This window comes from Candidatus Pelagibacter sp. Uisw_127 (assembly GCF_047722515.1).
Taxonomy (GTDB): domain Bacteria; phylum Pseudomonadota; class Alphaproteobacteria; order Pelagibacterales; family Pelagibacteraceae; genus Pelagibacter.
The window spans coordinates 1,320,146-1,332,340 of the sequence record NZ_CP159815.1 but is presented as its reverse complement, the minus strand read 5'-3'; the positions used below and the strand labels follow the sequence as shown (position 1 = coordinate 1,332,340).

The window sequence follows — 12,195 nt, the reverse complement described above, 5'->3', positions numbered from 1 at the left end:
TAACGCGAATAATCATTTTTTAAAAGTGGTCTGTTTTTATTCTGAACAATATTTTTGTCATAGCACGAATAAAATTCAAAATAAATTTTACAAATTTAAAATCTGTGAGTGTGTGATTTACAAATTATAAACTTTACTAAATCTAGATATGGTATCTTTAAATAAACAAAAATCTTATTTAGTATGAGTACTTTTGGTTAAATCTTTTCAACAACTGTAGGTGGTTTTTATAAGATTGAGATCTTTTTTGTTATTCTTGAAACATTTCTGGAAGCATTAGCTTTCTTAATAATTCCAGTCTTTGCAACTTTCATTAATTCAGAGTTCAACTTTGGCAAGAATTTTAAAGCTTCATCTTTTTTCTTTTCTTCAAGTAGAAGGTTCATCTTTTTTATAGCATTCCTATATTTACTCTTACGAGCCTTATTAACTAGTGTTTGTGTAGCAATTTTTCTAATTCTTTTAATTGCTGATTTTGTGTTTGCCATAAGCGCAGTGGTATAGCTCGAGAATTTATACTGGTCAACAGAATAATTGCTTATTTTTGGCAGGTATTACAAAAAAAAGTAGATCTATTGGATATAAATATTTTCTTTATTTTGCCACTACATTTATTTCTTAAACAATTTAAGTTTTCCCTTTGATAAACTTTAAATTCTTTTTGAAAATTACCATTTTCCCCAGATATATTCTTAAAATCACGAATACTTGAGCCACCTTTTTGAATGGCTTTATTAAGTACACTCTTTGAAAAAGTAATAATTTTTTTACATTCTTCTCTCGATAATTTCATTGCATAAGTTGTTGGGCTAATTTTGCTTAAAAATAAAATTTCACTTGCATAAATATTGCCAATTCCAGATACAAATTTTTGATCTATCAAAAAACTTTTTATATCTTTTTTTTTATTAAAAAAATATTTCAACAAATATTTTAAATTAAAATTTTTAAAAAATGGTTCTGGCCCTAAATGACTAAATCTATTTATTAGCTCTTGTTTATTATTTATAAATTTAAAAAAACCAAACCTTCTAGGATCATTATAAATAATTTTTAAATCTTGAAATTGTATTTCAACATGATTATGTTTTTTTGGTAAGTTTGGAGAATTGTAAAAACTAGCATTTGTAAATTTATTCAAGTTATTTTTTTTAACTAAATGGATAGTTCCTGACATTCCTAAATGAATTAAACAAAATGAATCATCCGAAAAATTTAAAATTAAGTACTTAGAAAATCTTGTAACTTTTTTTATAATTTTGTTTTGTAACAATTCTTCAAATTTTTGTGGAATTTTAAACCTTAAATTTCTGTTTTTAATTATTACTTTTTTGATTTTTTTTTGTTCTATTTTTTTAGATAGCGATTGTTTGACTATTTCTACTTCTGGTAATTCTGGCATTTGACGTTATATTATCAATAAATAATAAATTTAACATGCAACAATATCTCCAAAATAAAAAAGGGCTTGTTCAAGGTGTCTTTGACAATGTCTATGATAAGTATGATTTAATGAATGACTTCATGTCTCTAGGTGTTCATAGAATTTGGAAAAGAGATCTAATGAGTTGGATGAATCCATCAAAGGATAAAATTTTAATTGACGTTGCCTGTGGCACCGGTGATCTTGGTAAACTTTTTTTAGATTTAACTAATAAAGATGGCAAAATTTTTTGTATAGATCCTAATAAAGGAATGATTAGTAAAGGCAAAACAAAGTTAACCACTTATAAAAATATTAACTGGTGGATTGCTCCAGCAGAAAAATTACCCATTAAAGATAATTCTTGTGACTATTATACAATTAGTTTTGGTTTACGTAACACTAAGGATCTTAATAAAGCTCTTTCAGAAGCTTTTCGTGTTTTAAAACCAGGTGGTCGCTACTTATGTTTGGAATTTTCTAAAATTCAAAACTCAAATCTAAATTTTATCTATAAAAATTATTCGAAACTTATTCCTTTAATTGGTAAAGCAGTTGCAGGTAAAAAAGAACCTTATGAATATTTAGTAAAAAGTATTGAAGAGTTTATTAATCAAGAAGAGTTAATTGATCTCATGAAAATAAACAAATTTGAAAATTGCAGTTACAGAAACTTATCTGGTGGAATTGTAGCAATTCACTCTGGTTGGAAAATATAATGATTAAAAAACTATTAACATTATTTAAATTAGGAAGAAAGTTAGCTAAATCTGACATCTTAAACGTTGTTTCTAAATTTAAAAAACCCCCTCTAGCTATTAAAATTCTATTTCAAATACTTTCATTTTCTTTTTCTAATTCAAGAAAAGTTAATTTAGATGTCACTGAAGGTGAGCGACTCTCTAAATCGTTACAGTCAATGGGAACAACATTCATTAAATTAGGACAGTTTTTAGTTACGAGACCAGATATAATTGGTGACGAATTAGCTAAACAGTTAGAAGGCTTACAAGATAGACTTCCTGCTTTTTCCTTATCTGAAGCAAAGGCAATCATTAAAAAAGATTTAGGAGAAGAGACTTTCAATACAATAATAGATTTGAGTGAGCCTGTAGCTGCCGCTTCAATAGCTCAAGTCCATAAAGCTAAAATAAATGACAATAGAACAATAAAAGATGTAGCAATTAAAATCTTAAGACCTGATATTAAAAAAACATTTAATGAAGAAATAGATGCGTTGATGCTTTTTGCTTTTTTTATTGAATCATTTATTAAAAAAACCAAAAGATTAAAATTAATTGAAGTTGTTTTTTTACTTAAAGAAATAACCAATCTCGAAATGGATTTAAGATTCGAAGCTGCTGCTGCAAATGAATACGCAGAAAATACAAAAAATGATGCGGGTTTTAGAGTTCCTGTTATCTATTGGAATTTTACAAGTGAAAATGTAATGACACTTGATTGGGTAGATGGTGTGTCTATTCGGGAAACTGAAGATTTACAAAAAAGAAATATTGATACTAAGAGAATTGCCTCTGATATTATTCAACATTTCCTAAGACATGCTGTTAGGGATGGTTTTTTTCACGCAGATATGCATCAAGGAAATATATTTATTGATAATAATGGACAAATTGTGCCAATAGACTTTGGTATTATGGGTAGACTGGACAACCTCAGTAAAAGATTTTTAGCAGAGATTTTATTTGGCTTTATTCAGAGAGATTATAAAAAAGTTGCTGAAGTTCACTTGGTTGCTGGCCTTGTGCCTAAAGATGTGCCAGTTGATGATCTTGCTCAAGCGTTACGCTCAATTGGTGAGCCAATTTTTGGTCAATCTGTTAAAGACATTTCTGGTGGAAAGTTATTAAAACAACTTTTTGATGTTACTGAAAAATTTAATATGCAAACTCAACCTCAATTATTAATGTTGCAAAAAACTATGGTTGTTGTTGAGGGGGTTGCAAGAAAGCTTAATCCTAATACCAATATATGGGAAACGTCTAAACCAGTTTTAGAAAGTTGGTTAAGAGAAACTAAAGACCCTATTAATACTTTAAATGAAGGCTTAAAAAGTACTACTGAGGTAATTAAAAGATTGCCTGATTTTCCAGAGATTATGGATAAAGCTAATCAAGCACTTACATTTTTAGCAAGTGGGCAAATACCTCATAATTCAAACTCCTACACAGCCTTAAATGAAAAGAAATCTGAAATGATTGCGTTTAGAAACCAGTCTATTGTTGGTTTATTATTGCTTGTAATTTTTGGTCTATTAGTATTTTAATTTACTCAATGAATAATTTATCTCATAAAAAAATACTTTTAATAATATGTGGAGGTATATCTGCATACAAAAGTTTAGAACTTATTAGATTATTAAAAAAACAAGATGCAGAAGTTAAAACTATACTTACCAAAAGTGCTAAGGAATTTGTAACTCCCTTGTCGGTGGTCTCACTTTCTCAAGGAAAAGTTTATGATGATTTATTTAATGCAGAAAATGAAGCTGAAATGGACCATATATCACTCTCTAGATGGGCAGATGTAATTCTTGTTGTTCCTGCTACTGCAAATACTATTTCCAAATTAAGCGCTGGATCTTCAGATGATTTAGCTTCAACAGTAATTCTTGCATCTGACAAGGATATTTTTTTGACGCCTGCTATGAATGTTAGAATGTGGGAGCACCCTTCAACTAAACAAAATCTAAATAAATTAAGATCTTATGGGTATAAAATAATTGGCCCTGAAATAGGAGATATGGCTTGTGGAGAATTTGGTGAAGGAAAAATGACTGAACCAAAAGATATTTTTCAAACAATTGAGACATACTTTGGTGAATTAAATAAAAATCAAAAATTAAAAGCTCTAGTAACTGCAGGACCAACTAATGAGTATATTGATCCTGTTAGGTTTATAACAAATAAATCTTCTGGGAAGCAAGGATATGCTTTGGCGAAATCCTTGGCAAAAAGAGGATTTCAAACAACTCTAATTTCTGGACCTACAAACCTACAAATAGATAGTAATATAGATTTAATTAAAGTTGAAACAGCAGATGAAATGTTTAAAGCAACACAAGAAAATTTACCTGCCGATGTAGCAATTTTTTCTGCCGCCGTTGCTGACTTTAAAGTAAAAGAGAGAAAAAATAAAAAGATGAAGAAACAAGAATATTTAAATTTAGAGCTTGAAAAAAATATTGATATTCTAAATTATGTCTCAAAACATAACTCTCTTAGGCCAAAATTAGTTATTGGATTTGCGGCTGAGACAAATAACATTCAAGAGAATGCTCAAAAAAAATTGGTTGAAAAAAATTGTGATTGGATAATAGCAAATGATGTATCCAATAATTCTATTGGATTTGACTCTGATTTTAATGAAGTTTCAATTTTTTATAAAGATAAAGAAATAAAAAATGAAAAACTTGTCATGAAAAAAAAATCTGAAATCTCAGAAGAGATAACAGATAGAGTTATTAAACAGTTAAATTAAAATTTAATGGCAAGAGTATTAATCAAAAAATTAAATCCTGCAGTAGAACTTCCAGTTTACAAAACAAGTGGTGCTTCTGGTATGGACTTAATGGCCTTTGTAGAAGAGCCAATTAAAATATCTCCCAATAGCTCATATTTGGTACCTACAGGGCTTTCTATGGCATTTTCAGAGGATTATGAGGTACAAATTCGCCCTCGTTCAGGTCTTGCTGCAAAAAAAGGTATAACTGTTTTAAATACGCCAGGAACTATTGATAGTGATTACAGGGGTGAGATTAAAATTATCCTTTTTAATCACGGAAAAGAAGATTTTATAATTAATAACAAGGATAGAGTGGCACAGATGATCTTAGCACCAGCTGTCAAAATGGAATTAGAAGAAACGGATAATTTGCCAGATACTTTAAGAGGTGAGGGTGGATTTGGCTCAACTGGTAAATGAAGGGCCAACTAAATAAAAAAATAATTGAGCGATTTTCAAGACAAATAGTACTTAAAGATATTGGCATTATAGGCCAAAAAAAAATTCTGTCCTCTAAAGTTTTAATTGTTGGTGCTGGTGGTCTTGGATCTCCAGTTGCAGAATTTCTATCAAGAGCAGGTGTTGGATCAATAGGAGTCGTTGATGACGACAAAGTAAGTCTTTCTAATTTACATAGACAAAGCCTTTATAGCACATCAGATATTGGAAAATTTAAAGTCAAAATAGCAAAAGATAAAATAAAAAAAATAAATCCCCATACAAAAGTCACTATTTATAAAATTAGATTAAATAATAATAATTTTAAAAAAATTATAAATGACTATGATTATGTAGTTGATGGATCAGATAATTTTACAACCAAATTTTTATTAAATGATTATTGTTTAAAATTTAAAAAAGTTCTTGTGACGGGGGCAATTAGTAAGTTTGATGGACATGTATTCACTTTTAACTTTAAAAATAAAAAAGCTCCATGTTTAAGGTGTTTTTTTCAAGAATCTAAAATTTCAGACGATTTATTAAATTGTGAATCGGAAGGTATTCTTGGAACTGTTGCGGGAATTGTGGGAACTATTCAGGCAAATGAGGTTCTAAAAAAAATACTAAATATTGGAAATGGGCTTGATGGATACATTTTTATTCTAGATTTACTTTATTTAAGATTTAGAAAAGTTAAATTAAACAAAAGAAAAATTTGCATTTGTAGATAATGAAAAAAATAGCTATTTGGTTTTTATATTTATCAATTTTTGGTGTTCAATTACTAAATGCTGAAGAAAAATTCTTATCACTAAAAAAAAATACAACAAACGTTAGGTATGGGCCTGGTCTGGATTATCCAATTAAATATATTTATAGAAAAATTAATCTACCCGTAAAACAAATAGATAAAAAAGAAAACTGGAGAAGAATTATATTTTTAGATAACAATAGTGGCTGGATACATTCGAGTCAGTTAAAACCATCAAACTCTATAATAACCGTAGAAGAAAAGTTTTTATTTAAAAAGCCTTCTAATTTTTCTGAACCTCTTGCAAAATTAGAAAAAGGAAGACTATTAGTTATTAAAAAATGTGAAGATAATTGGTGTAACATAACAACCGATGATTACAAAGGTTGGGTTAAAATTAAAAATGTCTGGGGATCTACTAAATAAAATCAGCCGTTAATGATTTAACATTATCCTCAGTCAATTTTGTAGTATGTGCATATTCTTTGTGATCGATTCCAATTTCAATGCTTGTATTGCCTGATTTAAATTTATTGATTTGAACATCGTTAAATTTAAAATGGATAAATTGTACCGAAGAAGCTTTTCCTTCTGCTGATGTTCTATCAACATCATTTTCTGGAACAGCCTTAACAATTTCATCTTTAATTTTCATGAATATTTTTTCCTCGATTCCTCCAACTTTACCTAAAAATGTAGCTCTTGAAATTGGATTATCAATTTCAAACATTAGTGTAGCTGTAAGCTCTTTTCCATTTGGAACCAAAGGGTTATAGGCTATTAACTCATCTTTTAATTGCTCATCTCCACCTTTTTCGATGTGAAGCATTTCTTGAACTTGGGCAACCATAGTTTCAAAACTTTCAAAATAAAAAGTGGCATAAGGACCAAGTGCTATTCTTCTATCTTTTTTAAACTCAACTAAATCTTTTCTAATTTGTTTTCTACTTTTTGCATAAATATCAGATGGTAATAAATCTTTTTTTTCTATTTGTTTTTTTTCTTTGCTCATAATTATAATCTATAACTTTTTGCCATTAATTCGATAGGATGAAGTGCCTCATCATTTGCAATATTTGTGTCTGTTTCTAATTGTTTTAAATGCTTACCTGCCAAAGGACAATCTGAAGCCATGTATTTATTGTTTTTATTTTTAATCTGTTTTGCTGTTGGTGTTCCAACTTTTACAGCTAAATCGTGAGTTTCCTTCATCACACCAAAAGTTCCCCCATGACCAGCACATCTTTCAACAACGTCCATTTTAATATTGGGAATTAATCTCAACATATCTCTAGATTTAATACCCATATTTTGTGCTCTAGCGTGACAAGCATTATGAACTGTCACCCCACCATCAATTTCTTGTAAACCTTCTGCTAGGCCTTCGTTTTGAGCTATATCGACAATATATTCATCTATATCACTGGTGTTTTTTGAGAGTCTTTTAATATTTTCATCATTAGGCAATAATAATGGCCATTCAAATTTTAACATTAAACCACAACTAGCAGTAAGTGTAATAATTTCATAACCTTTATCTACCCATTCCAATAAATCTTTAGATACTTTTTTAGCTTGTTCAACAACTTTTGGTAAATCTGCTTGCTCAAGGTAAGGCATCCCGCAGCACCCTGGGTAAGCCTCTTGAACCTCAACACCATTTTTTTTTAAAACTTTTAAAGCTGCGACACCCGTATCTTTTTTATTAAAATTCACAAAGCATGTTGAGTAAATTACAACCTTTCTATCTTTAGATGGAGCTTCACTATTTGTTGGAATATTATTTTTTTTAAAGTAATTTGTAAATGTTTCTGAATTATAAGTTGGAAGCTTAACTCTCTTATCAATTCCAGCAACTAATTCTAATATTTTTCTAAAGAATGTATTTTTAATGTTTGATGCCCAGTTTATTAGTGATGATAACATTATACCAATTTTTGCATTTCTATCAATTTGAGCTAATAGTGCAGGTACGATAGGTAATTTATTTAATTTTTTTTGAGCCGTTCTATATCTCAACATTAAATGAGGAAAATCTAAATCAAAATCATGTGGTGGAACATAAGGACACTTAGTCATAAAACACATATCGCATAATGTGCAAGCATCTACTACAGGTTCAAATTGTTCACTTTTTAAACTTTCTACATCCTCATTTTCTGACTCATCTATCATGTCAAATAATTTTGGGAACGAGTCACATAAATTAAAACATCTTCTACATCCATGGCAAATGTCAAAAGCTCTTCTCATTTCGTCATCTAATTTTTTTGGATCTAAAAAATCAGGATGCTCAAAATTTATTGGGTGTCTTATAGGTGCTTCTGTGCCGCCTTCTTTGCTCATATTTAAAATTTTGGAGTTAAATGGTGGGGAAGAACCCCACCATAAATTAAGTCTTATTTACGCAATAGATTCTAATGTTTTTTGGAATTTACCTGCGTGTGATTTTTCAGCTTTAGCTAAAGTTTCAAACCATTCCGCAATTTCTGCAAAACCTTCTTCTCTAGCTGTTTTTGCCATACCAGGGTACATGTCTGTATATTCATGTGTCTCACCTTGTACTGCTGAAGCTAAATTATCTTTAGTTTCACCAATCGGTAGTCCTGTAGCTGGGTCACCAACTTCTTCAAGGTACTCAAGGTGTCCATGTGCATGACCTGTTTCACCTTCTGCTGTAGATCTAAATACAGATGCTACATCGTTATAACCTTCGATATCTGCTTTTTGAGCAAAATATAAATAACGTCTATTTGCTTGGCTTTCACCTGCAAATGCATCTTTTAAGTTTTCTTCTGTCTTACTTCCTTTTAATGACATATTTTTATCCTTAATGTTTAATGATTTTTTTTTTAATTGAAGTTAGTTTTATAATTATTCTAAACTAGTGTCAAGTAGTTTAGAATAATTTTAATGTAAATATTAAGCTATTGAAATTATTGAATTATTTTTGAGTTTGATTATCAGTTGCAACTTTAATTAATACTTCTACTGATTTTATTTTTTTTCCAGTAATATTTTTTTTAATATTTACCGAATCAATATCATCACTGCTACAATCAATTAACTCATTCGTATCTTCATCAAAGAAATGGTGGTGCTCTGTAACATTTGTATCAAAATAGCTTTTGTCTGCATTGATAGAAATTTCTTTTAGGTATCCTTTTTTTTTAAATGCGTGAATTGTATTATAAACTGTGGCTAAAGAAATTTTTTCACTTAATTTTTCTTCTATAATTTTAGTAAGGTCGTTTATTGTAAAATGAAAAGTTTTTTCAGGTGAAAAAAGTACTTCACAGATTTTTAATCTCTGTCTAGTTGGTCTTAAACCGGATTGCCTTAGTTTTTTTATATAAATGTTTAAATTAGTCATTATTGTTTATAATAATTCTAAACTATTTCTATATTATAATCCTCATAAATCAAGTATTAAGGGTGCTTAATTTATGAAAAAAAACTCATTCACATATGATGAGCTAATAAGCTGCGGAAATGGCGAACTTTTTGGCTCAGGTAATGCAAAATTACCACTTCCACCAATGCTCATGTTTGATAGGATAACAGAAATCAACGAGAACAATGGCACTTTTAGTAAAGGCTCTTTAAAAGCAGAGTTAGATATCAAAGAAGACCTTTGGTTTTTTGATTGTCACTTTAAGGAAGATCCAGTTATGCCTGGATGCCTTGGGTTAGATGCAATGTGGCAGTTGGTTGGATTTTATCTTGGGTGGCTTGGCAACCCTGGCAAGGGAAGAGCTTTAGGAGTGAGTACAGTAAAATTTACTGGTGAAATTTTGCAAAACATTAAAAATGTAAGATATGAAATTGATATGAAAAAAGTTATGGCTCCTGGTGGAACTACAGTCGGTCTTGCAAATGGATTGGTCTTTGCAGATGACAAAAAAATATATTCAGCTGAGAGTTTAAAAGTGGGGTTATTTAAATAATGAGAAGAGTAGTTGTTACAGGTTTAGGTGTTGTTTCATGTTTAGGAAATAATCAGGAAGAAGTTTATCAATCTCTTTTAAATTCAAAATCAGGAATATCTTTTTGTGAAGAATACAAAGAACATAATTTAAGAAGTCATATTCATGGTAAGCCAAATATTAAACTTGAAGACCACATAGATAGAAAGACAATTAGATTTATGGGATCTGGCTCTGCTTACAATTATATTGCAATGAAAGAAGCCATCAAGGATTCTGGATTGGAAGATAAAGATGTGAGTAATTTTAAAACTGGAATAGTTATGGGTTCTGGTGGTCCTTCAATAGAAAATGTTGTTTTGTCAGTTGATAAAACAAGAGCTAAGACACCAAAATTAATGGGGCCATTTATTGTTCCAAGAACTATGGCCAGCACATCTTCAGCAACACTTGCTGTACCTTTTAAAATTAAAGGAGTTAACTATACGATGAGTTCTGCATGTGCAACTAGCGGACACTGCATTGGCCATGCAAGCGAATTAATCCAAATGGGGAAACAGGATGTTGTATTTGCAGGAGGTAGTGAAGAATTACACTGGGCTATGACTGCGATGTTTGATGCGATGACTGCTTTGTCTTCTAAATACAATGATGCACCTGAAACTGCTTCTAGAGCTTACGATAAGACTAGAGATGGCTTTGTAATAGCAGGTGGTGGTGGAGTTTTAGTGCTTGAAGAGTACGAACACGCAAAAGCTAGAGGCGCAAACATATATGCTGAATTAACAGGCTATGGCGCGACTTCTGACGGGTACGATATGGTGGCCCCATCAGGCGAAGGCGCTGTTAGATGTATGAAGATGGCTTTAGCAACAGCTAAAAACAAAATGGACTACTTAAACACTCATGGAACTTCAACTCCAGTTGGTGATATGACGGAACTAAGAGGTGTTGGAGAAGCATTTGGTGCTGAGATACCAAAGATTAGTTCTACTAAGTCTTTGTCTGGTCACCCTCTAGGTGCCGCATCAGTTCATGAAGCAATTTATAGTTTAATCATGATGAAAAATAGTTTCATCACAGCCTCAGCCAACATCACAGACATGGATGATGAAGCTAAAAAATTTCCAATCGTTACTAAAACTGAAACAGGAGTTACTTTAAACTCTGTAATGTCTAATAGTTTTGGTTTTGGTGGAACAAATGCAACTTTAATTTTTGAGAAAGTTTAATTTATGAGTTTGATGAAAGGTAAAAGAGGATTGATCATGGGTGTAGCCAATGAAAGATCTATAGCTTGGGGTATTTCGCAAAAACTTGCAGAAGCTGGAGCAGAACTTGCGTTCACTTATCTTGGTGATGCATTGAAGAAAAGAGTAATCCCTTTAGCTGAAAAATTAAATTCAAAAGCAACATTTAGTTGTGATGTTGAAAACAAAGAAGAGGTTATAAAGCTTTTTGAAGATATTAAATCACAGTGGGGTCAAATTGATTTTGTAGTCCATGCAGTTGCTTTTTCTGATAAATCAGAATTATCAGGTGAATATTTGAATACATCTAGAGAAAATTTTTTAAGGAGCATGTTAATCTCATGTTTTTCATTTACAGAAGTTGCTAAAGAAGCTTCTAAGATAATGAAGGGTGGTGGAAGTTTATTAACACTAACTTATGAGTCTAATAAAGCTATTCCAAACTATAATGTAATGGGTGTTTGTAAATCAGCACTTGAAGCAAGTGTTAAATATCTTGCAAGAGATTTAGGTGCTAAAGGCATGAGAGTAAATGCAATAAGTGCAGGACCTATTAAAACACTAGCAGCTTCTGCTATTGGAGATGCAAAATTTTTATATAAATGGAATGCAGATCATTCATTCTTAAAGAGAAACGTTGATATCCAAGATGTTGGGAACTCAGCTTTATATCTATTAAGCGAACTTGCTGGCGGTGTTACAGGTGAAATTCACTACGTTGATGCTGGATATAACAAGGTTGGAATGCCAGATCCTAAAAATATTACCTGAAATATAGTTAAATTTAGTTAAACTTATAGGGGCGTTCTATAACTCGGTGCCCCATAAAAAAACCCCCAGAACTTTCATTCCAGGGGTTTAGAATTTTAATTTAAGTTA

Annotated in this window: 15 protein-coding genes; 9 read left to right on the top strand and 6 right to left on the bottom strand. The window is 30.6% G+C overall.

Annotated features, from left to right (window positions below; translation table 11 throughout):
* Positions 1-227 precede the first annotated feature (227 nt).
* Both rpsT and mutM read right to left on the bottom strand, forming a co-directional pair.
* Positions 228-488, bottom strand: coding sequence for a 30S ribosomal protein S20 (gene rpsT, locus ABXT65_RS07260; RefSeq protein WP_415323462.1), 261 nt, complete (start codon positions 486-488; stop codon positions 228-230).
* A gap of 50 nt (positions 489-538) precedes the next feature.
* Entirely contained in the window at positions 539-1,402 is an 864-nt protein-coding gene (mutM, locus tag ABXT65_RS07255) for a bifunctional DNA-formamidopyrimidine glycosylase/DNA-(apurinic or apyrimidinic site) lyase (protein ID WP_415323461.1), read from the bottom strand.
* Positions 1,403-1,437: 35 nt separating this feature from the next.
* Here mutM and ABXT65_RS07250 point away from each other — a divergent pair, with 35 nt between their 5' ends.
* From ABXT65_RS07250 to ABXT65_RS07225, 6 genes are read left to right on the top strand one after another with little or no spacing between them, the layout of a single operon-like run.
* Positions 1,438-2,142: a class I SAM-dependent methyltransferase gene (locus tag ABXT65_RS07250; protein WP_415323460.1), complete on the top strand. Its 705-nt coding sequence runs from the start codon at positions 1,438-1,440 to the stop codon at positions 2,140-2,142.
* Positions 2,142-3,710: a 2-polyprenylphenol 6-hydroxylase gene (gene ubiB / locus ABXT65_RS07245; protein ID WP_415323459.1), complete on the top strand. Its 1,569-nt coding sequence runs from the start codon at positions 2,142-2,144 to the stop codon at positions 3,708-3,710. Before ABXT65_RS07250 ends, ubiB begins: the two co-directional genes overlap by 1 nt.
* 8 nt (positions 3,711-3,718) lie before the next feature.
* Complete coding sequence (gene coaBC / locus ABXT65_RS07240; protein ID WP_415323458.1) at positions 3,719-4,924, top strand: bifunctional phosphopantothenoylcysteine decarboxylase/phosphopantothenate--cysteine ligase CoaBC; 1,206 nt, start codon at positions 3,719-3,721, stop codon at positions 4,922-4,924.
* Between the two features lie 6 nt (positions 4,925-4,930).
* Positions 4,931-5,368, top strand: a complete 438-nt coding sequence (gene dut / locus ABXT65_RS07235; RefSeq protein ID WP_415323457.1) for a dUTP diphosphatase — start codon at positions 4,931-4,933, stop codon at positions 5,366-5,368.
* A complete protein-coding gene (locus tag ABXT65_RS07230) occupies positions 5,365-6,120 on the top strand; it encodes a HesA/MoeB/ThiF family protein (protein ID WP_415323456.1) in 756 nt (251 codons plus the stop codon). Before dut ends, ABXT65_RS07230 begins: the two co-directional genes overlap by 4 nt.
* Positions 6,120-6,566: an SH3 domain-containing protein gene (locus ABXT65_RS07225; RefSeq protein WP_415323455.1), complete on the top strand. Its 447-nt coding sequence runs from the start codon at positions 6,120-6,122 to the stop codon at positions 6,564-6,566. Before ABXT65_RS07230 ends, ABXT65_RS07225 begins: the two co-directional genes overlap by 1 nt.
* Here the strand turns inward: ABXT65_RS07225 and ABXT65_RS07220 are convergent.
* The 4 genes from ABXT65_RS07220 to ABXT65_RS07205 form a co-directional block, all read right to left on the bottom strand.
* Positions 6,559-7,152: a DUF3501 family protein gene (locus ABXT65_RS07220; protein ID WP_415323454.1), complete on the bottom strand. Its 594-nt coding sequence runs from the start codon at positions 7,150-7,152 to the stop codon at positions 6,559-6,561. The genes ABXT65_RS07225 and ABXT65_RS07220 overlap by 8 nt on opposite strands.
* Positions 7,153-7,154: 2 nt before the next feature.
* Positions 7,155-8,486, bottom strand: a complete 1,332-nt coding sequence (locus tag ABXT65_RS07215; protein ID WP_415323453.1) for a (Fe-S)-binding protein — start codon at positions 8,484-8,486, stop codon at positions 7,155-7,157.
* A gap of 57 nt (positions 8,487-8,543) precedes the next feature.
* The gene (locus tag ABXT65_RS07210) at positions 8,544-8,960 is read right to left on the bottom strand and encodes a rubrerythrin family protein (RefSeq protein ID WP_415323452.1); all 417 of its coding nucleotides are present in this window, start codon (positions 8,958-8,960) and stop codon (positions 8,544-8,546) included.
* Positions 8,961-9,084: 124 nt separating this feature from the next.
* Complete coding sequence (locus ABXT65_RS07205) at positions 9,085-9,513, bottom strand: Fur family transcriptional regulator (protein ID WP_415323451.1); 429 nt, start codon at positions 9,511-9,513, stop codon at positions 9,085-9,087.
* 73 nt (positions 9,514-9,586) lie between these two features.
* Here ABXT65_RS07205 and fabA point away from each other — a divergent pair, with 73 nt between their 5' ends.
* The 3 genes from fabA to ABXT65_RS07190 are packed head-to-tail and all read left to right on the top strand — an operon-like array spanning position 9,587 to position 12,087.
* Complete coding sequence (gene fabA / locus ABXT65_RS07200) at positions 9,587-10,087, top strand: bifunctional 3-hydroxydecanoyl-ACP dehydratase/trans-2-decenoyl-ACP isomerase (protein ID WP_415323450.1); 501 nt, start codon at positions 9,587-9,589, stop codon at positions 10,085-10,087.
* Complete coding sequence (gene fabB / locus ABXT65_RS07195; protein ID WP_415323449.1) at positions 10,087-11,298, top strand: beta-ketoacyl-ACP synthase I; 1,212 nt, start codon at positions 10,087-10,089, stop codon at positions 11,296-11,298. Before fabA ends, fabB begins: the two co-directional genes overlap by 1 nt.
* A 3-nt stretch (positions 11,299-11,301) precedes the next feature.
* Entirely contained in the window at positions 11,302-12,087 is a 786-nt protein-coding gene (locus tag ABXT65_RS07190; protein ID WP_415323448.1) for an enoyl-ACP reductase, read from the top strand.
* The last annotated feature ends 108 nt before the right edge of the window (positions 12,088-12,195 follow it).

Excerpts from the sequence above, each read along its gene's own strand:
- ABXT65_RS07190 (WP_415323448.1), top strand. The coding sequence starts at position 11,302 with ATGAGTTTGATGAAAGGTAAAAGAGGATTGATCATGGGTGTAGCCAAT.
- fabA (WP_415323450.1), top strand. The coding sequence starts at position 9,587 with ATGAAAAAAAACTCATTCACATATGATGAGCTAATAAGCTGCGGAAAT.
- coaBC (WP_415323458.1), top strand. The coding sequence starts at position 3,719 with ATGAATAATTTATCTCATAAAAAAATACTTTTAATAATATGTGGAGGT.
- ABXT65_RS07205 (WP_415323451.1), bottom strand. The coding sequence starts at position 9,513 with ATGACTAATTTAAACATTTATATAAAAAAACTAAGGCAATCCGGTTTA.
- ABXT65_RS07230 (WP_415323456.1), top strand. The coding sequence starts at position 5,365 with ATGAAGGGCCAACTAAATAAAAAAATAATTGAGCGATTTTCAAGACAA.
- ubiB (WP_415323459.1), top strand. The coding sequence starts at position 2,142 with ATGATTAAAAAACTATTAACATTATTTAAATTAGGAAGAAAGTTAGCT.
- ABXT65_RS07225 (WP_415323455.1), top strand. The coding sequence starts at position 6,120 with ATGAAAAAAATAGCTATTTGGTTTTTATATTTATCAATTTTTGGTGTT.
- ABXT65_RS07250 (WP_415323460.1), top strand. The coding sequence starts at position 1,438 with ATGCAACAATATCTCCAAAATAAAAAAGGGCTTGTTCAAGGTGTCTTT.
- rpsT (WP_415323462.1), bottom strand. The coding sequence starts at position 488 with ATGGCAAACACAAAATCAGCAATTAAAAGAATTAGAAAAATTGCTACA.
- fabB (WP_415323449.1), top strand. The coding sequence starts at position 10,087 with ATGAGAAGAGTAGTTGTTACAGGTTTAGGTGTTGTTTCATGTTTAGGA.
- dut (WP_415323457.1), top strand. The coding sequence starts at position 4,931 with ATGGCAAGAGTATTAATCAAAAAATTAAATCCTGCAGTAGAACTTCCA.
- ABXT65_RS07210 (WP_415323452.1), bottom strand. The coding sequence starts at position 8,960 with ATGTCATTAAAAGGAAGTAAGACAGAAGAAAACTTAAAAGATGCATTT.
- ABXT65_RS07215 (WP_415323453.1), bottom strand. The coding sequence starts at position 8,486 with ATGAGCAAAGAAGGCGGCACAGAAGCACCTATAAGACACCCAATAAAT.
- ABXT65_RS07220 (WP_415323454.1), bottom strand. The coding sequence starts at position 7,152 with ATGAGCAAAGAAAAAAAACAAATAGAAAAAAAAGATTTATTACCATCT.
- mutM (WP_415323461.1), bottom strand. The coding sequence starts at position 1,402 with ATGCCAGAATTACCAGAAGTAGAAATAGTCAAACAATCGCTATCTAAA.